We start from the raw sequence: 22,280 nt of genomic DNA on the forward strand, positions 1-22,280 counted from the left end.
CGCTGTACTGCCCGGGCCGAAACTGCCCGCCGACGCCACCGCGGTCCTACGATCGACGTTCACCGGCCCGGCCGGCCCCACCCCGCCCCCAGAAGAACAGTGGCCCCCATGCGACACCACCCCCGCCGCCGATCGACGCTCGGCGCCATGCTCGCCGTGCTCGTGATCGCGACCCCGGTCGCCGCCCAGGCACAGCCCCTCGACCAGACACAGCCACGCGACGGGGTCCCGGCAGTGGACGACTCGCGCGCCCAGAGTGTAATTGGTCACGAGACCCTCGAGGACGCACTCGCGGAGGTCGGCGCCACCCCGGCGGCATTCCGGTCCCAATCCGTCCTGGCCGACCGCCTGGCCGACGCCTCGGACGACTACACCGCCCGGTTCCCCGAGGCCTTCGCGGGCGTGCAGATCGTCGGAGCGACCGGTCAGGTGGCGGTGGTCCGGGACTCCGAGCGCTCGGAGATGTTGATCGCGGACGCGCGGTCCCGGGGGTTCTCGGTGTCCTCCGCTCCCGCCCCGGCCCGGCAACTGGACGAGACCGCGGAGCGGGCACAGGACTGGGCGGACTCCCTTCCCCCGGGCCAGCGGGACGGCGTGAGCGCGATCGAGGTCGACCCCTCCACGGGCGACGTCACCGTGGTGGTGGAGGACTCGGCTACCGCTCCCGCGCCCCCCGCCGACCTCGGGGCGGGCGTGCGCGCCGCAGGCCTGCGACCCGCCCAGGGGTCGCTCGGGTCGGGAGCGGCCATCCTCGACGCGCCGGACCCCCCGAACCCGGACCCGGGCACCCTGTTGTCGAACTCCATGGTGGGCGGGACCCGCATGTACGTCCTGTCCCCCTCCCGCACCGTCGCCAACTGGTGTTCCCTGGGTTTCAACGGGATACGTGACGGACGGGTCGTCAACATCACCGTGGCCCACTGCAGTTCCTTCACCGACCAGACGACGGGCCAGTCGGTGTTCCGCCCCGGCACTGTCTCTGAGGACAGCAGGTCGCCGAGACTCGGAGCCTTCACCTCCGCCGAGGCCGACGAGGGCATGGACGCGGCGCTGATCACCGTCGACCCCGAGGTCCGCCCGCGATTCCGGAACTCCCACGTCCTCGGCGAGAACGCGCTGCCCATCGCCCTGTCCGGCACGCAGTCCCCGGTCAGGGGGCAGATCCTGTGCAAGTACGGCCAACGGACGGGTCACACTTGCGGGTCGGTGTCCGGCGTCGACTCGGCGACACCGGGTGGGGTCAGGAACGTCACGATCAACCTGTGCGCGATCGCGGGCGACAGCGGAGGGGTGGTGTTCTCCGCGACCCGTGCGGTCGCCGTGACCAGCCTGTCCAACGCCTTCGACAGGTACGACCAGCCCTACCCCAACTGCGAGGCGGCCCGGACCGACCTCGCGCTCCGCGGAACGGTCCCGACGATGGTCGGGGTGACCGTCGGGGCGATCTCGTCGCGCTTCCCGGGCCTCCAGGTGGGCGCCGCCTGACACATCAATCCCACTAATCACACGTGTCGCACTGGACTCAGTAATCACATCTTCGTAATCTTGGCCTCAACTGGGCGACCTGAAGTCGTCCACCGTGCATCACGGAAGGCCACCATGCGCACCACCACGAGACTCGCCGCCCTCACCGCCGCCGCGGCCCTGGTCGTCACAGCGGCCCCCGCCGGCGCCGCCCCCTCCCCTGCGCCCGCCGCCCCCGCACCGGCGGACTCGCAGGTGCTACCCACCCTCGACTCCGCCCTGGGGTCCCAGTTGACCTCGCTGGTCGAGGCCCTTCGCCGGGACCTGGGGCTGACCCCCGAGCAGTTCCTGGACCAGGCCGGTATCGGCGAGCGCCTCGCCGAATCCCGGCCTCGCTGGGAGAAGGCGTTCCGCGACTCCTTCGGCGGCGTGTGGTTGGACGAGGAGGGCACCGGCCTGGTGGGCGTGGTCGCCGGGGAGGCGGGCGATCTGCTGCGCGCCGAGGCCACCGACGCGGGGTTCACCGTGCAGGACGTCGCGCTGACCACCGAGGAGCTCTCGGCCCGTGAGCGGCAGGTGAGCAAGATCGTCACGGACCTCCCCGAGGACCTCCGGGCACTGGTCACCGGGGTGCGGGTCGACCCCACTCGCAACACCGTCGTCGTGTCCACCCGCGGCGGAGAGGCCGCCCAGCTGGGCAACCTCACCGCGCGACTGAAGGACCTCGCCGAGATCGACATGACCGAGGCACCCGACCCCGCATGGGACACCGCGCCCTTCGGCAGCGAGGACGGTGGGACCCAGTCCGACGGCGCGCCGAACACGGCCGGGCTCCAGCCCGCCACCACCCGCGCGGGCACACCGGGCCAGACGCCCGCCGGTGGCGACTCCGGATCGCTCGGCAGTCTCGCCCTGCTCAACCAGACCGGTGTGATCCCCGAGGGCCCGATGCGCACCGTCGTCGAGCTGCTCGCCGGACTGACGCCCGGCACCGGCTCGATCATCGACGGGATGAGCCAGACGATGTCCGACCCCGTCACGCCGGTCCCCCAGAATCAGACACGTGCCGACGGTCCCGCCCCCACCGGCCCCATCGCCGGGGGCACCGCCTACTCCGTCGCCGTCCCGGGAGGGATCCTCGAGTGCTCGACCGGATTCAACGGTGAGCTCGACGGCTCGCCCGTCGTCATCACCGCCGCGCACTGCGCCGGCGCGGACGGCACCCGCGCCGCACTCGCCGACGGCGAGGAGTTCGGCACCATGACCCGGACCCAGCGGGAGGGGATCGACACGGCGCTCGTGGCCGTCGACCCGGAATTCTCAGACCGCTTCCGCACCAACCTCGTCGGCGCCGGTCCCGATACCACCCAGGCGATCACCGGGAGCGCCGAGCCCGTCGTCGGCCAGAAGGCCTGCAAGACCGGATTCCGGACCGGTTTCTCCTGCGGCACCGTGTCCGAGGTCGGCGCGACGATCGACGTGGCCGGGTCCCGAACCATCGCCAACGCGTTCACGGTCGACCTCTGCGCCCTCCCCGGCGACAGCGGCGGCGTCGTGTTCTCAGGCGACAAGGCGCTGGGGATCTCCAGCGCATCCAACGTCGCCGAGACCGGGACCTGCGCCAACGCGGACGCGGTGGCCAGGGAGAACGGGTACGTCCCGCGCCTGTCGGCGGTCCCGATCGCCGACGTCATGGCCGCCCATCCCGGTCTGACACTGCGTACCAACTGACGTCACCAACCTCGCGGGCCCCGTTCCACGAGTCGAGTGCGCTCCACTTAGGGCGACCTCAACTCGGTGAACGGGGCCCGCGTGGCTTACCTTTAACGACAAGACCGTCGGCGGGCACCCCAGGGGTCGTCAGGTGCTCGTGCGTCGAGAAGTGCGACGAAAGGCCGCGAACCATGTCAGGCGTGACCATCACTCTCGGGACGATCGGTGTCCTGCTCAGCCTATTTGCCTGGGCCTCGTTCATCGGCGGCCTGTCGCAGATGGTGCGGAGCATCATGCTCGGGCAGAAGGACGGCTTCAACCGATTCGGCCCGGTATTCGCACGGATGAAGAACACGATTATCGAGGTCGGCGCCCACACCAGGATGGCCAGGAAGCGGTCGGTCGGCTTCTTCCACTGGTTCGTCATGATCGGCTTCATGCTCGGCTCGATCGTCTGGTTCGAGGCCTACATCCAGACGTTCAACCCGCGCGGCGGCTGGCCGTGGCTGTCCGATCAGACGTGGTACCACGGGCTCGACGAGTTCCTCGGCCTGGGCACCGTCATCGGCATCACCGTGCTGATCATCATCCGCCAGGTCAATCAGCGTCGGGGCCTCAACCGCTTCAACGGTTCGGACCGCCGGGCCGCGTACTTCGTGGAGGCCGTGGTCCTCCTCGAGGGCCTGGGCATGATCTTCGTCAAGGCCGGCAAGCTCGCGCTGTACCGCGCCGAAGGCCAGGACTTCCACTGGTCGACCGACTGGGTCTCCGGCCCCATCTCCACGGTCCTGCCAGCCAACGAGCTCATGGTCTCCATCTTCGCGCTGATCAAGCTGCTCACCGGCATGATCTGGCTGTACGTCGTCGGCCGCAACATCACCTGGGGCGTCGCCTGGCACCGCTTCTCGGCCTTCTTCAACATCTACTTCAAGCGCGATGCCGACGGTCGCACCGCGCTCGGCGCACTCAAGCCCATGACCATGGACGGCGAGGCGCTGACCATGGAGAAGATCGAGGAGCGCACCGAGGCGGACGAGGACTTCGAGCCGGTCCTGGGCGCGGGCGCGATCGAGGACTTCTCGTGGAAGGGCTGGCTGGACTTCTCCACCTGCACCGAGTGCGGACGCTGCCAGGAGCAGTGCCCCGCCTGGAACACCGGCAAGCCGCTCAGCCCCAAGCTGATGATCATGGCGCTGCGTGACCACGCTCACGCCAAGGCCCCGTATCTGCTCGCCGGTGGCAAGACCACGATGGGTGAGGAGACGGGACTCGTCGACGCCGAGGGCAACCCGGACGAGAAGAAGCTCGCCAGGATCCCCGAGGCCGCCCGCGTGGAGGCCCAGCGCCCCCTGGTCGGCCACACCACCGCCGACGTGTCCGACGACCCGACGGCCGCCGGCATCATCGACCCGGAGGCCCTGTGGTCCTGCACCACCTGCGGCGCCTGCGTCGAGCAGTGCCCGGTGGACATCGAACACGTGGACCACTTCATCGACATGCGCCGCTACCAGGTGCTCATCGAGTCGGAGTTCCCCACCGAGCTCGCCGGCCTGTTCAAGAACCTCGAGAACAAGGGCAACCCCTGGGGGCAGAACAACGCGGGCCGCGACGAGTGGATGAAGTCCCTCGACTTCGACATCCCGGTCATCGGCTCCGACATCGAGGACTTCTCGGACACCGAGTACCTGTTCTGGGTCGGCTGTGCCGGAGCCTTCGAGGACCGCGCCAAGAAGACCACCCAGGCCGTCGCCACCCTGCTGCACACGGCCGGCGTGAAGTTCGCCGTCCTGGGCCAGGGTGAGACCTGTACCGGTGACTCCGCCCGCCGCGCGGGCAACGAGTTCCTGTTCCAGATGCTCGCCGAGCAGAACATCGAGACCATGAACAACGCCTTCGACGGGGTGCCCACCGGGCAGCGCAAGGTCGTCGTGACGTGTGCCCACTGTCTCAACGCGCTCAAGAACGAGTACGGCGACTTCGGCGGCGACTACCAGGTCGTCCACCACACGCAGCTGCTCAACCGCCTCGTGCGCGAGAAGCGACTCGTGCCGGTCGCACCGATCGATGGTGGCGTCACCTACCACGACCCGTGCTACCTCGGCCGTCACAACAAGGTCTACGAGGCCCCGCGCGAGCTCATGGACGGTTCCGGTGTGACACTCACGGAGATGCCCCGCCACGGCCAGCGCTCCATGTGCTGTGGCGCCGGTGGCGCGCGCATGTGGATGGAGGAGACGGTCGGCAAGCGCATCAACATCGACCGTGTCGACGAGGCGTTGTCGACCAAGGCCACCAAGATCGCCACCGGCTGCCCGTTCTGCCGCGTCATGCTCTCGGACGGCGCGACCGCCCAGACCGACGGCACCGAGCAGGAGGGCCAGGTCGAGGTCGTGGACGTGGCCCAGTTGCTGCTGGAGTCCGTCACGCGCGACGGCGGCCTGCCGGAGCCTCGTGAAGCCGCGTGGCTGGAGCAGCCGAAGCGCGAGAAGACCGCGGCCGAGAAGGAGGCCGACGATAAGGCGGCTGCACAGGCCGCCGCGCCGGCCGAGGCCAAGACCGCTGTCGCCGAGCCCGCCTCGGCCCCGGACAACCCGGTCATCGACGAGGGCGAGGGCGCCGAGGTGGCTGCGGCCGGCACCGCGGGCACCGTCAGTGCCGCCGAGTCCGGCCCCTCGGCCGCCGATTCGCAGGGCGCACCCAAGTCGGGCGGACTGTCGCTCGGTGGGGGCGGAAAGGCGCCCGGCGGGCCCAAGGCTCCCGGCGGGGCGAAGGCTCCCGGTGGGGCGAAGGCACCGGGCGGAGCCAAGGCGAGCGGTGAGTCCGCGACCGAGGCGCAGTCCGCGGTCAAGGACGCCGAGCGCACCGAGGAGACCAGGGAGGCCGCCACGGGGTCCGCGCCGGGCACCACCGGGGCTCCGAAGTCCGGCGGTCTCACCCTCGGCGGCGGCGCCAAGGCCCCGGGGGCGCCCAAGGCTCCCGGCGCAACCGGCGCACCCAAGGCACCCGGGGCACCGAAGACGGCGGCCCCGGCTCCTGCCGAGGCCGAGGCGCCCGAGCCCTCATCGGCGCACCCCGCCGGTGACGCCTCCGCTGACGCCGAACCCGCCACGCCGGCCAAGCCCACGGTCGGGCTGGGTCTGAAGGGCGGCGGCAAGGCCCCCGGTGCACCCAAGGCCCCCGGCGCGCCCAAGGCCCCCGGCGCACCCGAGGCGTCGGCCCCGGCCGCACCGGCCGAGGAGTCGCCCGCCGAGAAGTCGGAGACCGAGGAGCCGCCAGCTGAGACGGCGGATCAGAAATCGGAGACCGAGGAAGCGAAGACCGACACCCCGGCGGCCGATACCCCGGCCACCGAGGCGGAGGCACCGGCGGCGTCCGGGAAGGCCAACTCGATCCCCCGGTCGACGAAGCCGGGCGGCTACGGCCTGTCCCTCGGCTGACCTCCCGTCACACGCACCGCGGCCCGTGATCGACACCTCGATCACGGGCCGCAGTGCATTTCCGGTCCCGCCGTCAGCAGGGGTGATGAGCCCGCTGGACCTCGTACACCTGGGTGGGCACGCCCTCCATCCTCGCCTTGAGCTGCAGGGCGAGGTACTTGGAGTAGTGCCGTGACTGGTGCAGGTTGCCACCGTGGATCCAGAGCTGGTCGACGTTCGTCGGCTTCCACATGTTGCGCAGCTCCCCCTCCCAGGGCCCGGGATCCCGGGTGGTGTCGGAGCCGTAGCCCCAGACCTTGCCCACCCGGTCGGCCACGTCCTGGGACACCAGATCGGTCAGCCACTGGTTCATCGAGCCGTAGCCGGTGGCGTAGACGATGAGGTCGGCGGGCAGGATCCTCCCGTCGTCCAGCTCTACTCCGTCGGAGTGGATCCGCGTCACCTGACCGCGCGCCAAGGCGACCTCGCCGTCGATCACCAGCTGACTGGCACCGACATCGATGTAGTACCCCGATCCGCGACGGAGGTACTTGAGGAACAACCCGGAGCCGTCCTCCCCGAAGTCCAGCTCGAATCCGGCATCGCGGAGCCTGCCGTAGAACTCGGCGTCCTTCTCCGCCATCTGCTCGTAGACGGGGATCTGCACCCCGGGGAGCAGCCGGTAGGGCCAGGAGGCGAAGAGCATGTCGGCCTTCTCGGTCGTCACGCCGGCCTCGAGTGCCTCCTCGGAGTACAGGGGTCCGAGCGCGAGAGACATGAGCGAGTCACTTCTCGCGATGTGGGTGGAGGAGCGCTGCACCATGGTGACCTCGGCGCCGTGGTCCCACAGTGCGGCGCAGATGTCGTGCGCGGAGTTGTTCGAGCCGATCACCACGGCCCGCTTACCCTCCACGTCCCCCTCACCCGTGAACTCGGAGGAGTGCCACTGGTCCCCGGCGAACGACTCGGCACCCTCGACGTGAGGGATGTTCGGGTAACCCGAGACGCCGAGGGCGAACACCAGCTGGGTGGGTCGGAGCTCGACCTTCTCACCGCGCCGGTCCACCTCGACACGCCAGGTGCCGGACCGGTCGTCGAAGTCGGCGTTGAGACACTGCGTGCCGGACCAGTAGTCGAGCTCCATGATCGCGGTGTAGTGCTCGAGCCAGTCCCCGACCTTGTCCTTCGAGGGGAACACGGGCCAGTCGTCGGGGAACGGGATGTACGGGAGGTGGTCGTACCAGACCGGATCGTGGAGGTGGAGCGACTTGTAGCGCTTGCGCCACGAGTCGCCGGCCCGCTCGTTCTTCTCGATCACCAGGGTCGGCACGCCCAGTCGCTTGAGTCGGGCCGCGAGCCCGATCCCGCCCTGTCCTCCGCCGATGATCACCACGTACGGCTGCTCGGTGTAGCCGAGCGTCTCCTGGCGTTCCCGCTTCTGTTCGAGCCAGGTCTTGCGACCCCGCCGGATGACGTGTTCGACGCCCTGCTCCCGGGTCCGACGCCTTTTCTCCTCGTGGCCTTTGAGCTCCTGCATCGTGGTCAGGAGGGTCCAGGCCTTTCCGTCGCGCAGTCGGAGGTGGGCCCATCCGCGGCCGGCCACGGTCTCGAAGGTCACCCACGCCTCGACCACACCGTCCGACGCGCTCGCGGGTTCGTCGAGCGACCAGTCGCAGGGCGAGACCGCGGTGAGCTGGGAGTCGAGCATCCGGCGGATCTCCTCGCGTCCCTCGAGTGTCTTGAGGTTCCAGGTGAAGGCCACGAAGTCGCGCCAGTAGCCCTCGGGCTCGAACAGCTGCGCGGCCCGGTCGGAGTCCCCCGCCCGGAGGGCATCGTCGAACTCCGCGAGCCAGGCGGTGATCGTCTCGTCCGGCCCACCTCGCCCGGTGGGGACGACTGTCGTCTGGGTCATATCCGCTCCTTCGTGTCGTGTAGCTTCGGCAATGACGTAGATCACACTTTTGTCCCCAGGGGGTGGCAATGTCGTTGCACCCGGCCCTACGGTTCTCCGACCCCCGGGCCTTCGCCGAGCGCTCCATCCGGGCTCACGGGATCGCGCTCGCCGGGGGCGCGACCTCGGACCTCGACACGCGGGTACTGCAGGCGTGGAGGCGGAGCGGCGCGGCCGGGATATCGCCGGATCAGGAGCTGCCGACGCGGGTCCTCACCCGTGAGCAGGTGGCGGACGCGCGTGGGCGCACGCCCCTGCGGCACATCGCCGCCGACGTGGTGGCCTCGGTCTCCGACACGTCCGTCGCGGGCCGGCACCTTGTTGTGCTCACGGATGCCCGGGGATGCCTGCTCTGGAGATCGGGCAGTCCCGAGGTGCTCCGTCGCGCGGACGCGATCGCGTTCGCCGAGGGAGCGGACTGGTCGGAGCGGGGAATCGGCACGAACGGCATCTCCCTCGCGTTGGAGACCGGGACGTTGACCCATGCCACCGCGGGCGAACACTACGTGCGAGCCCACCACGGGTGGACGTGCACGGCCAGTCCCGTCCGCGACGCCGGCGGCAGGATCCTCGGCGTGCTGGACGTCTCCCACCCGGTGCGATTCTCGAGTTCGGAGACCGCGGCACTGGTCCGCTGCGGTGTGCGGCTGGCCGAGACCCTCCTCGCGAGCGGGGCGGGGGGACCGGGCACGGGGGCCCCGGTGACCGAGATCCGTCTACTCGGGTGGCGGCCGTCGGTGATCCGCGCCGACGGGTCGAGTGTCGACCTCACTCCGCGACGGGCGGAGTTGCTCGCACTGTTGGCGTCCCGGGAGGCGTGGACGGCGCGGTCCCTGTCCGAGGCGCTCTACGGCGACAGCGACGCCACGGCCACGGTCCGCGGGGAGGTACGCAGACTCCGTCAGCTCACCGGCCTGTCGATCGACTCCCAGCCGTACGCCCTGGCCCCGGACGAGAGGCGATGCGTGGACTACCTCTCGGTGGAGCATCCTGACGACCTCCTGCCCCATTCGGATATCCCGGCCATCATCGACCTGCGGCACGGGATCTGACGCCACGGGGCTGACGCCAGTCGAACCCCACCGGGTCGGCGCGACCGAAGCAGCGTCCGCCCGGGGTGGCACAATCTGCAGACATGACGCCTGAGACCACGGGACGCACGCTCCACCAGCCGCGCACGCTCGACCAGTCGTCCAAGCTCAAGGACGTCCTCTACGAGATCCGTGGCCCCGTGCTCGCGCGGGCGAACCAGCTCGAGGCGGAGGGCCACCGGATCCTCAAGCTGAACATCGGCAACCCCGCGCCCTTCGGGTTCGAGGCACCGGACGTCATCATGCGCGACATGATCGCTGCTCTCCCCCACGCGCAGGGATATTCCGAGTCCAAGGGCATCCTGTCGGCCCGTCGGGCGATCTTCACGCGTTACGAGTTGGAGCCCGATTTCCCCCACCTGGATGTGGAGGACATCTACCTGGGCAACGGCGTCTCCGAGCTCATCACCATGACGATGCAGGCCCTGCTCGACGACGGCGACGAGGTCCTCATCCCGGCGCCGGACTATCCGCTCTGGACCGCCATGACCTCTCTCGCAGGAGGCAGGCCGGTCCACTACCTCGCGGACGAGGACGACGACTGGAATCCATCACTCGAGGACATCGCCTCGAAGATCACGCCCAGGACCAAGGCCATCGTGGTGATCAACCCCAACAACCCCACCGGGGCGGTCTACTCCCGGGAGGTCTTGCAGGGGATCGTCGACCTGGCCCGCGAGCACAGTCTGCTCATCCTGGCCGACGAGATCTACGACCGGATCATCTACGACGAAGCCCAGCACACCTCCATCGCCTCGCTCGCGCACGATCTGCTGGTCCTGACCTTCAACGGACTGTCCAAGACCTATCGCGTGGCGGGTTACCGGGCGGGCTGGGTGGCGATCACCGGACCCAAGGCGCACGCGGCCGGGTTCCTCGAGGGGCTGGAGCTGCTGGCCTCGACGAGACTGTGCCCCAACGTGCCGGCGCAGCACGCGATCCAGGTGGCTCTGGGCGGGTACCAGTCGATCGACGAGCTGATCGAGCCCGGGGGACGGCTGCACGAGCAGCGCGGCATCGCGTGGGAGAAGCTCAACTCGATCCCGGGGGTGAGCTGCGTCAAGCCGATGGGAGCCCTCTACGTGTTCCCCAGGCTCGACCCGGAGGTCCACGAGATCCACGACGACCGCCTGTTCGCCCTGGACCTCCTCGAGCGCGAGCGCATCCTCGTCACCCAGGGCACGGGGTTCAACTGGCCGGACCCGGACCACTTCCGGGTGGTCACCCTGCCGGCCGGCCGTGACCTCGCCGTGGCGATCGAGCGGATCGGCAACTTCCTGGCCTCCTACCGTCAGTAGGCGGGCGAGCGCAGCGGGCGGGCACCCGGAAGCGGCCCGCCGCGCTCACGCACGCGTGCCGATCGTCGCCCGGTCCAGTTCCTCCGGGGTCACGTCCCGTGAGAGCCACACCGCGGCCGCGGTGGTGAGCGGGACGCACAGCGCGAGCGCGATCGCGCCGACGAGCGACCGCATCAGCTCCACCGCCACGACGTCGGAGGTGAGGATCGACAGCGGCGAGCGGGTTCCCAGCGAGAACAGCAGCAGCAGGGGGAGCGCCGACCCGGTGTACGCCAGCACCAGGGTGTAGACCATCGAGGCCACGTGGTCGCGTCCGACGCCCATCGCGGACCGGAACACCTCGACGGGGCCGGCGTGGGGGTCGAGGTGGCGCATCTCGAACACGGTCGCGGACTGGCTCACGGTGACGTCGTTGAGCACGCCGAGCGCGCCGATGATGAAGCCGGCGAGCAGGAGCCCGGTGAGCGAGACGTGTTGCACGAACACCTGGACCTGGGTCGTGGAGTCGCCACTGAGCCCGGTGATCCTGGTGGTCTCGATGACCACCCAGCTCAGTAACGCCGCCGCCAGCATCGCGGACAGCGTTCCGAGGAGGGCGGCGTGGGTCTTGAGGTTGATGCCGTGCACCACGTAGATCACCAGGTAGAGGACGGCGGAGCCGCCGATGACGGCCACCAGGATGGCCGGGTTGCCGTCCAGGATCGAGGGCAGGACGAACCCTACGACGACGACGAGGGCCACCACGATCCCGATGAGGGCCCGCAGCCCCTTCCATCGCCCGACGGCGACCATCACCGCGGCGCCCACGAGGAGCCACAGGGCCATGGGCACGGTCCGCGTGAAGTCCTCGAACGCGTAGATGTCGGTGGCTCCCTGGGGTGAGCGGCCCAGCTGGATCTGGTCACCGGCGCCGAGATCCGGGGATCCGGGCCCGGGCGGTATCTCCAGCAGCACCTCCCGGCCGGCGTCCGGGCCGGTGTCGAGCCGCACGATCGAGCGCGGGCACTCGGGGCCGGGGAACCGGGGGTCGAGCGGCGGCCCGGGCAGGACCCGCCCGTTGTCCGGGGAGCCGCAGGGCGCCATCTCGGTGGACACGACCTCGCCGCGCTCGGTCATCACCGAGGCCCCGGACGCCTGGGCGAAGTACGGGTCCAGCTCGGGGTCGGTGAAGGTGGGCCAGAGGAGCGCCACCCCGATGAGGGTCGCGATCGCGCCCAGGGTCAGGGCGACCACCGTGATCCGCCCGGCGCTGCCGGACGGCACGAGGCGGGTCCCGCGAGGGGCGCGCTCGACCCGGTGCCGGTGCCTGTGTCTGGGGCTAGGGCTGGGAGGGGTCGCCGACCGGTCGCTCACGCCGGTAACCCTAACCCGGACCGCGCCCGCCGGCAGGGGCAGCACGATCGCCGGCGCGACCGGTCAGGAAACGGCCACCCCGCGGCCGAGGGCGCGGTAGGTCCAGCCGGCCGCGCGCCAGGCCTCGGCGGGCATGCAGTTGCGCCCGTCCAGCATGATCCGCCCCCGCGCCACCCGGGCCACGGCCGCCGGGTCCAAGCCGAGGAACTCCGGCCACTCGGTGGCCACCAGCACCACATCCGCGCCCTCACACGCCTCGAGCGCCGACCCCGCGTACGTCAACGTCGGGAACAACGCCCGCGCGTTGTCCAGCGCCTGCGGGTCGTACACCACCGCCTGCGCCCCCTTGAGCGAGAGCATCCCCGCCACGTTCAACGCCGGGGAGTCCCGCACATCATCGGAGTCCGGCTTGAACGCCGCCCCCAGCACCGCGACCGTCTTACCGATCAACATCCCCCCACACGCCTCGGTCGCCAGATCCACCATCCGCTCCCGGCGACGCATGTTGATCGAGTCCACCTCCCGCAGGAACGACATCGCCTGATCGGCACCCAACTCCCCCGCGCGTGCCATGAACGCCCGGATGTCCTTGGGCAGACACCCCCCACCGAACCCCAGCCCGGCGCCCAGGAACCGCCGACCGATCCGCGGATCCATCCCGATCGCATCCGCCAACACCGTCACATCAGCGCCCGCCGCCTCACACACCTCCGACACCGCGTTGATGAAGCTGATCTTGGTGGCCAGAAACGCGTTCGCGCTGACCTTGACCAACTCCGCCGTGGCCAGGTCCGTCACGATCACCGGGCACGGATCGGACTCCAGGATCGGCACGTACGCCCCCCGCACCACCTCCTCGACCGGACCACCGGGCTCCCGCACCCCGATCACGATCCGATCCGGCGTGAGCGTGTCGGCCACCGCGAAGCCCTCCCGCAGGAACTCCGGGTTCCACACCACCTCCGCCCGCACACCGGCCCGCACCCGCTCATCGGCGATCTCCTGCAACCTCGCCGCCGTACCCACCGGCACCGTCGACTTACCCACCATCACCGCGTCCGCGGTCAGCAACGGCGCCAAGCGGGCCACCACCTCCTGAACATGCGAGGTGTCCGCCGCGAACTCCCCCTTGCGCTGTGGGGTCCCCACCCCGATGAAATGCAGATCCGCGAACTCCGCCGCCTCCGCATAATCCGTGGTGAACCGCACCCGACCCGCCTCGACCTGTCGCTTCAGGATCTCCGGCAACCCCGGCTCGTAGAACGGCACCTCCCCGCGACGCAGCCGATCGATCTTCGCCTCGTCCACATCCACACCCAGCACCTCATGGCCCAACTCCGCCATACACGCGGCATGAGTCGCACCCAGATACCCGGTCCCGAACACCGTCATACGCATGGCTTACTTCTACTGCCTTCGGACGACATCCCGGAAACGCCGGGGTGAACGCGGGACGAGCGTCCTGCTGCGGGTGCGGGTGCGGGGGCGGCCCGCTTCTCGGACGGGCCCGGTCCGGAGGCAGGGCCGGTCAGCGGAAGTTGAGGTACGCCTTGGAGGCCGTCGGCCCGCGCTGCCCCTGGTACTTCGAGCCCGTCGCCGCGGTGCCGTAGGGGACCTCGGCGGGGCTGGACAGCCGGAACAGGCACAGCTGGCCGATCTTCATCCCCGGCCACAGCGTGATGGGCAGGTTGGCCACGTTGGACAGCTCGAGGGTGATGTGCCCCTCGAACCCCGGGTCGATGAACCCGGCGGTGGAGTGCGTGAGCAGACCCAGTCGGCCGAGCGAGGACTTGCCCTCGAGTCGACCAGCGAGGTCGTCGGGCAGGCCCAGACGCTCGAGAGTCGCCCCGAGGACGAACTCTCCCGGGTGCAGCACGAACGGGTCCCCCTGGGCGGGTTCGACGAGTTCCGTGAGGTCGTCCTGCTGCTGTGCCGGATCGATGTGGGTGTAGCGCGAGTTGTTGAACACGCGGAACAGACTGTCCAGACGGACGTCGATGCTCGACGGCTGGATCAGCGAGGAGTCCAAGGGGTCGATCGTGAGCCGCCCGTCGGCGAGCTCGGAGCGGAGGTCACGGTCGGAGAGCAGCACGGTCTAGAGGGTATCGCGACCCCCCGGCGAGCAGTCGGAGCTGGGTGCCCAACTCCGTGACCCCCACGCACGCCTCGGCGAAGGGCAGCCGCTCGCGGTGGATGCGCCCGTCGCGACCGACGATCTCGATATCCACCCCCGCCCGGTCGATGCCGACCAGCAGCGGGCGCTCGGCCGGGAGGCATCGGCACACGCGCAGCGCCATACGCGGCACGACCTGGCAGCGCGGGTCGTTGAGGTGGGCGAGCCAGTGTCCCTCGAGGTCGGAGAAGGGGTCGGGCCCGGAGGTCGCCAGATCCTCGGGGTCGATGTCGGTCACGCCGTCATCGTCGGTCAGCACGATCCGCTCGGCCCGGAGCCGCACCAGCGCGACACCGGTGCCCACGTCCAGCAGGACGGTGTCGGGGAGGTCGCGGGCGATCTCGCCCGCGGTGCGGCGCTGGGCGCGCAGGCCCGGCAGTTCCACACGACCCTCGACGACGACGATGCGTCGACACCGCCCCTCGGCCGCGCCTCCGATGATCTCGTCCAGGACTTCGAGTCGGGCCGTCGCTCCCCCGACACCGATCACGCTCGCGTGCGCCATCGGGAGCGCCACCCAGAGGTCGGCGGTCCCGGGCACCTGGTGCACCAGGGTCACCTCTGGTGCGGGCGCGGCGGATGCGGCGGAGGGACTGCTCGGGGTGGAGAGAAGTTCCAGTGTCGCCCGGGGGCACCGGCGTAGCGCCGAGCTCACTCGTTCCGCGGGCTCGGGCACAGGCCCCACCAGTGATCGCATGCCAACTCCTCGTGGTCGTTCCCGCACCGTTCCGGCGCCTCTGGGAGGAGCGCCGGAACGGTCCGGGGGCGGGGACGTGACTACCCGCAGCGACCAACTTAGGTAAGGCTTACCTCTTTGGCAAGGGTTTGGGTCGAGGTGGTGTTTTCCGGCCTTATCCCCCGAGGGCGGCGATCTCGGCCAGAAGGTCTCCGGAATCGCGGCAGACCTGCGAGAACGGCAGTCGTTCGACCACTCTGGACCCGGTCGCGGCCCCGACCGAGAGATCCAGGCCGGCGCTGTCGACGCCGACGATCCACGGGTCGGTACCCGCGATCTGGTGGCCACCGCGCAGCGCGAGCCGCGCCGCGAGTGCGGAGTCGGATCCGAGACGGCGCAACCACGCCTGCTCGTCGACACCGATCGGGTCCACTGCTGCCGCCGCGAGCTCACCGCGCGCGATCACGTACGCCCCGTCGGCACACAGGTAGGAGATATCGAGCGGCCGCACCTCACTCAGTCGCAAGGCACCGGTCTCGCCGCCGTGCCCCGACCCGCCCTCGGCGGCGACCAGCCTGCGCCGCCGCGTCGGCGAGGACGCCGTGACGATCCCGGCGATGGTCACCACGCCTCGAACCACGGCGCACTCGTCATCGCATCGGGTGGACCCGGTACGGCCGTCCACCGCGAAGGATGGTCCTGCTCCGACCCGACGACATCGGCCGGTGCACACCGTGTCGACGATCTCGGCGGACGCTGATCCACCCGTGGACGCCACACCGCCCGACTCGCCCCCGTCGCGGGACATGCCGCCGACGTCGACGACGAGCACGATCACACCGTCGTCGCGGACCCGCGCGGACCGTAGTGGCCGGGTCAGCAGCCCTGAACCGACCGTGCCCGCGGCCCCGCGCGCCAGGACGGTGCGCACTCGTCGGGCGATGGGCCGCTCCGTCACGTCCTCCATGCTCGTCCTCCCCGGGAAGAGTCGTCCGTCGACCGGTGACCGGCCACTGAAACGGGTTCTCACACTATTCCAGCGTGAACGGCCACCGGATCCATACCCGTGGGCGCGGCAAATCGTCGTGAGAACGGCCACACCACCGGTCCCGGCGCAGACCCCCGGACCGCGCGGATATGCGCCGCGCCCCGCGCACGTGGTGCAATCGGGGGTATGGACGATTTCAGGGAAGAGCCCTCCAAGTACATCTGGCGATGGACCATCTGGTCCTGGGTGTGCGTGGGCATCGCCGCCCTCATCGTGGCGATGGGACTGACCGGCGGCGGTTCACTCACCCCGTGGGTCTTCGGCGCGCTCGCCGTTGCCGTTGTCGGCGGGGTCGGTTTCGGGTTCGTGCCCCGCGCCTCGCTCGCACAGACCCGGCGACCCATGACCACCGGAGCCAAGCGAAAGGCCGCCCGCAAAGACCCCCGGAATCGCTGACGCCCGGAGCCTTCGTGCTAATCTGAACCGGCCTTCGAGCGGCGACGCCGCGTGAAGTGCACTGCCGATGTAGTTCAATGGTAGAACTTCTGCTTCCCAAGCAGACGGCGCGGGTTCGATTCCCGTCATCGGCTCAGTTATCGAGGCCCTCCCCCCACGGGAGGGCCTCGAGTCATCTGGCGAGCCGATTCCTTCGTGACCCTGCTCCCTCGCGACACCCCGCCGCAATGGTCGCGATCAGGCGCCTGGCGTGGTCGTGCTCGGCACGGACGACCCGCCCTTTCCGTTACCGTTCTCGCCCCCGCGGCGCCGCAGGAGCTGGAACCCGGGAATGCCCTTGACCGCCTCGAGACAGTGCTGCGCGACCTCGAGGATCTGGTGGACCTCCGGTGCCACGGTGTCTAGCGAAGCGATCACGGGCATCACGTCGTTCTCGAGACTGTCGCCCAGCGCGGGCAGGTGGTCGATGAACTTGACGACGGCCCTGATCTCCTCCGGCTCGACCGATTCGAGTATCTCGTCGGCGATCGGTTCCAGGAGCGCGATGGTCTTGTCCGCCCACACCAGGACCTCGGTGAGGCGGGTCGCCACCTGCCCGGCTGTCTCCGGGGAGAGCTCGGCATCGACCAGCAGGGCCTCGACCACAGGCTTGACGGGCGCCAGGGCCGAGTCGGCGATATCCAGGAGTGGCTCCACTCGTCCGATGAGTCCACCGGCCTCGATCACCAGGTCGTCGGCGACGTCCACCGTCGCACTGACCCGTCCCACCACACCGTCCGCGGAATCCACAGTCGACCCCACTCGCGCCACGATCCCGTCCGCCGACTCCACCGTCGACCCCACCCGCGCCACGATCCCGTCCGCCGACTCCACCGTCGACCCCACCCGCACGACCGTGGAGTCGGCGGAGGAGACCGTGCGCTCGACGTCGTCGATCACCGCGTCAGCCCGCGAGACGGTGGTCCGCACCCCGTCGACGGTCTCCGCGGCCGTCAGCACGATCCGGTCGATGGAGGACACGGTCCGCTCGACCTCGTCCAGAAGACGCTGGACCCGCCGGACGACGGACTCCACGTCCTCCAGGAGGGCCATCACCCGCGCCGGCAGGAGGAGTAGCTCACGCGCCACCGAAAGCTCCCACTCCACCACTCGGAACGCGCTGTTGACGAGGGATGACGCGGAGGGCACCCGGACCTGCAGTTCAGCCATGGATCGATTCTGCCCGAACATCCCACGCGGGGCCTCCGGATCAGCGCACCATGGAGAAAGCAGCGGGTGGATGGCCCCCATGGCGCTCCCGGAAGGAGTACGAGATGAGCGCACGACAGGTCGTGACCTTCGACGATCTACGACTCGATGACTCACCCGAGTACGGAGGCAAGTCGGCCAATCTCGGGGAGATGACCGGTGCAGGACTCGCGGTGCCACCCGGTTTCGCGATCGGCCAGTCGGCGTATCTGGAGGCGATGGACGCCGGAGGCGTCCGCGCACGTCTGCACGCCGATCGGGTTCCGGAGGAAGGACTCACCGAGGCCGAGCTCATGGCGAGGTCCGCGGAACTGACGCGGACCGTCGCGGACGTGGACATGCCGGTTCCTCTGCGCGAGTCGGTCCTGGAGCACTACCGCGCGCTGGGACACGACGTCCCGGTCGCGGTCCGCAGCTCCGCCCCCGCCGAGGACGCGGGCGACACGTCGTTCGCCGGCATCCACGAGTCCTACACCGACGTCGTCGGCGAAGACGCCCTGCTCGATGCAGTCCGCAAGTGCTGGTGCTCGCTGTGGTCGCCGCGAGCGATGACCTACCGGGCGGTGTCGGGTTACGACGAGGAGCCGTCCATCGCGGTGGTCGTACAGCGGATGGTCCGCTCCGACACCTCAGGGGTGGCCTTCACCGCGGACCCCCGCACCTCCCGGACCGACCGGGTGGTGATCGAAGCGGCCTTCGGCCTCGGGGAGGTCGTCGTGGGCGGCAAGGTCGAGCCCGACACCTACGTCGTCGACAAGTCCGACCTGGGCGTCCTCTCCGCCCACGTGGGCCGCAAGCTCACGCGGATCATCGCCGGCCGCACAGACGACGGACTCGTGCCCGTTCCCGAGGAGATGCAGACCACCCGCGTCCTCGACGACGAACAGGTGCGAGCCGTCGCCCGTCAGGCCATGGCGTCGGAAGCGCACTACGGCACGCCTCAGGACACCGAGTTCGCATTCGAGGACGGCGAGCTTTATCTCGTCCAGACCCGCCCTATCACCACCCTCGTGGACCGGGCGCCGGACGGTGATCGGGGTGCGTCGGGTGACGGCCGGTCCGGGGGCGACGTGGAGCCGCTCGTCGAGGGACTGGGCGCCGGACCGGGCACGGCCACGGGGCGGGCCCGGGTCCTGCATGAACTCGCGGACGGCGCCGACCTCGCACCCGGCGAGATCCTGGTCGCGACAATGACCGACCCGGACTGGTTGCCGATCCTCAAACGGGCGGCCGCGATCGTCACCGACGAGGGCGGGGTCACCTGCCACGCCGCGATAGTCGGTCGCGAGCTGGGCCGTCCCGTCATCGTCGGCACCCGGTCGGCGACCACGGACATCCACGACGGGCAGACCATCACCGTCGACGGCACGGCCGGCGTCGTCTACCCGGGCACCGTCCGTCCGGCCGCCGCCGAACAGGCTCCCGCCGACGTCGGTCGGACCCCCGAGGCACGGACGCGCGAGGTCACCGCGACCGCGGTGTACGTCAACCTCGCGACCCCCGACGCCGCCGCCCGCGTGGCCGCGATGGACGTGGACGGCGTCGGCCTGCTGCGCGCGGAGTTCCTCATCACCAGCGCACTGGAGGGCGTCCACCCGCGCACGCTCATCACCGAGGGGAGGACAGCCGACTACGTGGACCGCATGGCGTCCGGGATCGCCACGATCGCCGCGGCCTTCGACCCCCGGCCCGTGATCTACCGCGCGACCGACCTTCGCTCGAACGAGTTCCGTGGCCTGCTCGGCGGGGAGGTCGAGGCCGAGGAGCGCAACCCGATGATCGGCTACCGCGGGTGCTTCCGGTACACCAGGGAGCCGGACCTGTTCCGACTCGAGCTGGATGCGCTGGCCCGGGTGCGCGAGAAGCACCGCAACCTGCACCTGATGATCCCGTTCGTCCGCACGGCGTGGGAGCTCCGCGCCTGCCTGGACATCGTCGACGGCCACCCACTGGGGCGCGACGCGGGACTCAAGCGGTGGATCATGGCCGAGGTCCCGTCGGTCGTCCACTGGATCCCGGAGTACGCGGCAATGGGCATCGACGGAGTCTCGATCGGGTCCAACGATCTCACCCAGCTGACCCTGGGCGTGGACCGCGACTCCGAGGTGTGCGCGGAGTTGTTCGACTCCATGGACCCGGCGGTACTGGCGTCCATCGACCAGATCATCGACCGCTGCCACGAATCGGGGCTCACCGTCTCCCTGTGCGGCCAGGCGGCGTCGACCGACCCCGCGATGGCCGAGCATCTCGTGCGCCGGGGGGTGACGTCGGTGTCGGTGACACCCGACTACGCCGAGATCACCCGGCGGACCGTGGCCCGCGCCGAGAAGTCGATCCTGCTCGATGCGGCCCGATCGGCGACACGCCGCTCACCTGCGAAATAAGAGCCTTTCCTCACCTTGGACGGATCGCTGACAACGCACTAACATCTGTCTTGTTACCGACGGGTAGGTTCCGGTGAGCACATGGCATCGGTGCCGTCCCGCGCGGCCACCTCCATTGCCACGACACCGCACTCCGATCGGAGAAGACCGTAATGGGTCACTACAAGAGCAACGTCCGCGATCTCGAGTTCAACATGTTCGAGGTCCTGCGCATGAACGAGGCACTCGACGCCGGCGAGTTCGGCGACATGGACACCGACACCGCCCGGGGAATCCTCTCCGAGGTCGCCACCCTCACCGAGGGCCCGGTCGCCGAGTCCTTCTCGTCGGCCGACCGCAACCCGCCGGTCTTCGACCCCGAGACCCACTCGGTCTCCCTGCCGGAGGATTTCAAGAAGTCCTTCCGCGCCTGGTACGAGGCGGGTTACTGGTCGATGGGCCTGCCGGAGGACCTCGGTGGCATGCCCGCTCCCCGCGCGTTGGTGTGGGCCGCCGGCGAGATGATGCTCGGCGCCAACCCCCCCGCGTTCATGTACGGCGCCGGACCGTCCTTCGCGGCCGTGCTCTACGAGAACGGCACCGAGGAGCAGAAGCAGTGGGCCGCCACCTGCGTCGAGCGCGGCTGGGGCGCGACCATGGTGCTCACCGAGCCCGACGCCGGATCCGACGTGGGCGCCGGTCGCACCAAGGCCGTCAAGCAGGACGACGGGAGCTGGCACATCGAGGGCGTCAAGCGGTTCATCACCTCCGCGGACTCCGACGATCTCTTCGAGAACATCTTCCACCTCGTCCTGGCCCGCCCCGAGGGCGCCGGACCGGGCACCAAGGGACTGTCGCTGTTCTTCGTCCCCAAGTTCCACTTCGACTTCGAGTCCGGTGAACTGGGCGAGCGCAACGGCGTGTTCGTCACCGGCGTCGAGCACAAGATGGGCATCAAGGTCTCCACCACGTGTGAGCTCACCTTCGGTGGCCACGGCGTGCCCGCCAAGGGTTGGATCGTCGGCGACGGAGAGCTCAACCTGGGCATCCGCCAGATGTTCGACGTGATCGAGCACGCGCGGATGATGGTGGGCACCAAGGCCATCTCCACCCTGTCGACCGGTTACCTCAACGCCCTGGAGTTCGCCAAGGAGCGCGTGCAGGGTGGCGACATGGCCGAGATGGCCGACAAGAACGCACCCCGCGTGACCATCACGCACCACCCGGACGTGCGCCGTGCACTCATCCGTCAGAAGGCGTTCGCCGAGGGCCTGCGCGCGGTGTACATGTACACCGCCGCCCATCAGGACGTCGAGATCGCCCAGCGCGTCTCGGGCGCCGACGGTGAGCTCGCCCACCGCGTCAACGACCTGCTGCTGCCGATCGTCAAGGGTGTCGGGTCCGAGCGGGCATACGAGCTGCTCACCGAGTCACTGCAGACCTTCGGCGGGTCGGGCTTCCTCCAGGATTACCCGATCGAGCAGTACATCCGCGACGCCAAGATCGACTCCCTGTACGAGGGCACCACCGCGATCCAGGCGCAGGACTTCTTCTTCCGCAAGATCGCCCGCGACCGCGGCACCGCCATCGGGCACGTGTCGGCGCAGATCAAGAAGTACATCGAGACCGAGGGGCCCGCCGAGTTGGCCAGCGAGCGCGAGGTGCTGGCGACCGCTCTCGCCGACGTCGAGGCGATGGTCGGCACCTGCTTCGACCACCTTCTCGCCTCGCAGGAGGATCCCAAGCACCTCTACACCATCGGTCTGGCCTCCGTCCGCCTGCTCATGGCGTTCGGTGACCTCATGATGGGCTGGCGTCTGCTCGTCGGCGCCGAGGTCGCGCTCGCCGCGCTGGAGGGCGCGTCGGACGCCGACACCGCCTTCTACAACGGCAAGATCGCCGCCGCCAAGTGGTTCGCGAACAACGAGCTGCCGCTCCTCACCGCCACGCGCGGGATCGTCGCCGGCCTCGGCGGCGAGCTCATGGAGCTGGACGAGGCCGCGTTCTGATGAACCGCTGAGCCGCTCCCCGCGATCCCCGGGGGGTGTGCGTCTTGTTGGGTCCCGACACGACGCACACCCCCCGGGGAT

15 protein-coding genes and 1 tRNA gene are annotated in these 22,280 nt (G+C 69.8%); 9 read left to right on the forward strand and 7 right to left on the reverse strand.

What is annotated here, in order from left to right:
- The first annotated feature begins 108 nt into the window (after positions 1–108).
- From CEY15_RS08570 to CEY15_RS08580, 3 genes are all read left to right on the forward strand, one after another.
- On the forward strand, positions 109–1,485 hold the full coding sequence (locus CEY15_RS08570; RefSeq protein ID WP_245847423.1) for a S1 family peptidase: 1,377 nt from the start codon (positions 109–111) through the stop codon (positions 1,483–1,485).
- 114 nt (positions 1,486–1,599) lie between these two features.
- The gene (locus CEY15_RS08575) at positions 1,600–3,195 is read left to right on the forward strand and encodes a S1 family peptidase (RefSeq protein ID WP_095718074.1); all 1,596 of its coding nucleotides are present in this window, start codon (positions 1,600–1,602) and stop codon (positions 3,193–3,195) included.
- A 173-nt stretch (positions 3,196–3,368) separates the two neighbouring features.
- Complete coding sequence (locus CEY15_RS08580) at positions 3,369–6,614, forward strand: (Fe-S)-binding protein (RefSeq protein WP_245847425.1); 3,246 nt, start codon at positions 3,369–3,371, stop codon at positions 6,612–6,614.
- Between the two features lie 73 nt (positions 6,615–6,687).
- Here the strand turns inward: CEY15_RS08580 and CEY15_RS08585 are convergent, their stop codons facing one another.
- Positions 6,688–8,505 (reverse strand): NAD(P)/FAD-dependent oxidoreductase, encoded by a 1,818-nt coding sequence (locus CEY15_RS08585; RefSeq protein WP_095718075.1) that lies wholly within the window; start codon positions 8,503–8,505, stop codon positions 6,688–6,690.
- Between the two features lie 68 nt (positions 8,506–8,573).
- Between CEY15_RS08585 and CEY15_RS08590 the strand changes: the two genes are divergently transcribed.
- Both CEY15_RS08590 and CEY15_RS08595 read left to right on the forward strand, forming a co-directional pair.
- Complete coding sequence (locus CEY15_RS08590; RefSeq protein ID WP_095718076.1) at positions 8,574–9,596, forward strand: helix-turn-helix domain-containing protein; 1,023 nt, start codon at positions 8,574–8,576, stop codon at positions 9,594–9,596.
- An 83-nt stretch (positions 9,597–9,679) separates the two neighbouring features.
- Positions 9,680–10,933, forward strand: a complete 1,254-nt coding sequence (locus tag CEY15_RS08595; RefSeq protein ID WP_095718077.1) for a pyridoxal phosphate-dependent aminotransferase — start codon at positions 9,680–9,682, stop codon at positions 10,931–10,933.
- Positions 10,934–10,978: 45 nt separating this feature from the next.
- Here CEY15_RS08595 and CEY15_RS08600 read toward each other — a convergent pair whose 3' ends face one another.
- From CEY15_RS08600 to CEY15_RS08620, 5 genes are all read right to left on the reverse strand, one after another.
- The gene (locus CEY15_RS08600) at positions 10,979–12,196 is read right to left on the reverse strand and encodes a YibE/F family protein (protein ID WP_245847427.1); all 1,218 of its coding nucleotides are present in this window, start codon (positions 12,194–12,196) and stop codon (positions 10,979–10,981) included.
- A 153-nt stretch (positions 12,197–12,349) separates the two neighbouring features.
- Complete coding sequence (locus CEY15_RS08605) at positions 12,350–13,684, reverse strand: UDP-glucose dehydrogenase family protein (protein WP_095718079.1); 1,335 nt, start codon at positions 13,682–13,684, stop codon at positions 12,350–12,352.
- 130 nt (positions 13,685–13,814) lie between these two features.
- Entirely contained in the window at positions 13,815–14,378 is a 564-nt protein-coding gene (gene dcd / locus CEY15_RS08610) for a dCTP deaminase (RefSeq protein WP_095718080.1), read from the reverse strand.
- Complete coding sequence (locus CEY15_RS08615) at positions 14,359–15,009, reverse strand: hypothetical protein (protein WP_245847429.1); 651 nt, start codon at positions 15,007–15,009, stop codon at positions 14,359–14,361. Before CEY15_RS08615 ends, dcd begins: the two co-directional genes overlap by 20 nt.
- Before the next feature lie 301 nt (positions 15,010–15,310).
- Positions 15,311–16,102: a hypothetical protein gene (locus CEY15_RS08620; RefSeq protein ID WP_095718082.1), complete on the reverse strand. Its 792-nt coding sequence runs from the start codon at positions 16,100–16,102 to the stop codon at positions 15,311–15,313.
- A 207-nt stretch (positions 16,103–16,309) separates the two neighbouring features.
- Here CEY15_RS08620 and CEY15_RS08625 point away from each other — a divergent pair, with 207 nt between their 5' ends.
- Both CEY15_RS08625 and CEY15_RS08630 read left to right on the forward strand, forming a co-directional pair.
- On the forward strand, positions 16,310–16,579 hold the full coding sequence (locus tag CEY15_RS08625; RefSeq protein WP_095718083.1) for a hypothetical protein: 270 nt from the start codon (positions 16,310–16,312) through the stop codon (positions 16,577–16,579).
- Positions 16,580–16,642: 63 nt separating this feature from the next.
- A tRNA-Gly gene (locus tag CEY15_RS08630) sits at positions 16,643–16,713 on the forward strand.
- 103 nt (positions 16,714–16,816) lie between these two features.
- Here the strand turns inward: CEY15_RS08630 and CEY15_RS08635 are convergent.
- Entirely contained in the window at positions 16,817–17,788 is a 972-nt protein-coding gene (locus CEY15_RS08635) for a methyl-accepting chemotaxis protein (protein ID WP_245847431.1), read from the reverse strand.
- A gap of 104 nt (positions 17,789–17,892) precedes the next feature.
- On the opposite strand from CEY15_RS08635, the gene ppsA reads away from it, so the two are divergent.
- Together ppsA and CEY15_RS08645 are read left to right on the forward strand one after the other, a co-directional pair.
- Entirely contained in the window at positions 17,893–20,211 is a 2,319-nt protein-coding gene (gene ppsA, locus CEY15_RS08640; RefSeq protein ID WP_095718085.1) for a phosphoenolpyruvate synthase, read from the forward strand.
- Between the two features lie 152 nt (positions 20,212–20,363).
- Complete coding sequence (locus CEY15_RS08645; RefSeq protein WP_095718086.1) at positions 20,364–22,199, forward strand: acyl-CoA dehydrogenase; 1,836 nt, start codon at positions 20,364–20,366, stop codon at positions 22,197–22,199.
- Positions 22,200–22,280 lie beyond the last annotated feature (81 nt).

This window comes from Dietzia natronolimnaea (assembly GCF_002289575.1).
Taxonomy (GTDB): domain Bacteria; phylum Actinomycetota; class Actinomycetes; order Mycobacteriales; family Mycobacteriaceae; genus Dietzia; species Dietzia natronolimnaea_A.

What these genes read in the sequence shown, in the direction of transcription:
- CEY15_RS08580 (WP_245847425.1), top strand. Translation starts at nt 3,369, where the DNA reads ATGTCAGGCGTGACCATCACTCTCGGGACGATCGGTGTCCTGCTCAGC.
- CEY15_RS08590 (WP_095718076.1), top strand. Translation starts at nt 8,574, where the DNA reads ATGTCGTTGCACCCGGCCCTACGGTTCTCCGACCCCCGGGCCTTCGCC.
- CEY15_RS08570 (WP_245847423.1), top strand. Translation starts at nt 109, where the DNA reads ATGCGACACCACCCCCGCCGCCGATCGACGCTCGGCGCCATGCTCGCC.
- CEY15_RS08620 (WP_095718082.1), bottom strand. Translation starts at nt 16,102, where the DNA reads ATGGAGGACGTGACGGAGCGGCCCATCGCCCGACGAGTGCGCACCGTC.
- CEY15_RS08575 (WP_095718074.1), top strand. Translation starts at nt 1,600, where the DNA reads ATGCGCACCACCACGAGACTCGCCGCCCTCACCGCCGCCGCGGCCCTG.
- CEY15_RS08645 (WP_095718086.1), top strand. Translation starts at nt 20,364, where the DNA reads ATGGGTCACTACAAGAGCAACGTCCGCGATCTCGAGTTCAACATGTTC.
- CEY15_RS08625 (WP_095718083.1), top strand. Translation starts at nt 16,310, where the DNA reads ATGGACGATTTCAGGGAAGAGCCCTCCAAGTACATCTGGCGATGGACC.
- CEY15_RS08595 (WP_095718077.1), top strand. Translation starts at nt 9,680, where the DNA reads ATGACGCCTGAGACCACGGGACGCACGCTCCACCAGCCGCGCACGCTC.
- CEY15_RS08585 (WP_095718075.1), bottom strand. Translation starts at nt 8,505, where the DNA reads ATGACCCAGACGACAGTCGTCCCCACCGGGCGAGGTGGGCCGGACGAG.
- CEY15_RS08605 (WP_095718079.1), bottom strand. Translation starts at nt 13,684, where the DNA reads ATGCGTATGACGGTGTTCGGGACCGGGTATCTGGGTGCGACTCATGCC.
- ppsA (WP_095718085.1), top strand. Translation starts at nt 17,893, where the DNA reads ATGAGCGCACGACAGGTCGTGACCTTCGACGATCTACGACTCGATGAC.
- CEY15_RS08635 (WP_245847431.1), bottom strand. Translation starts at nt 17,788, where the DNA reads ATGGCTGAACTGCAGGTCCGGGTGCCCTCCGCGTCATCCCTCGTCAAC.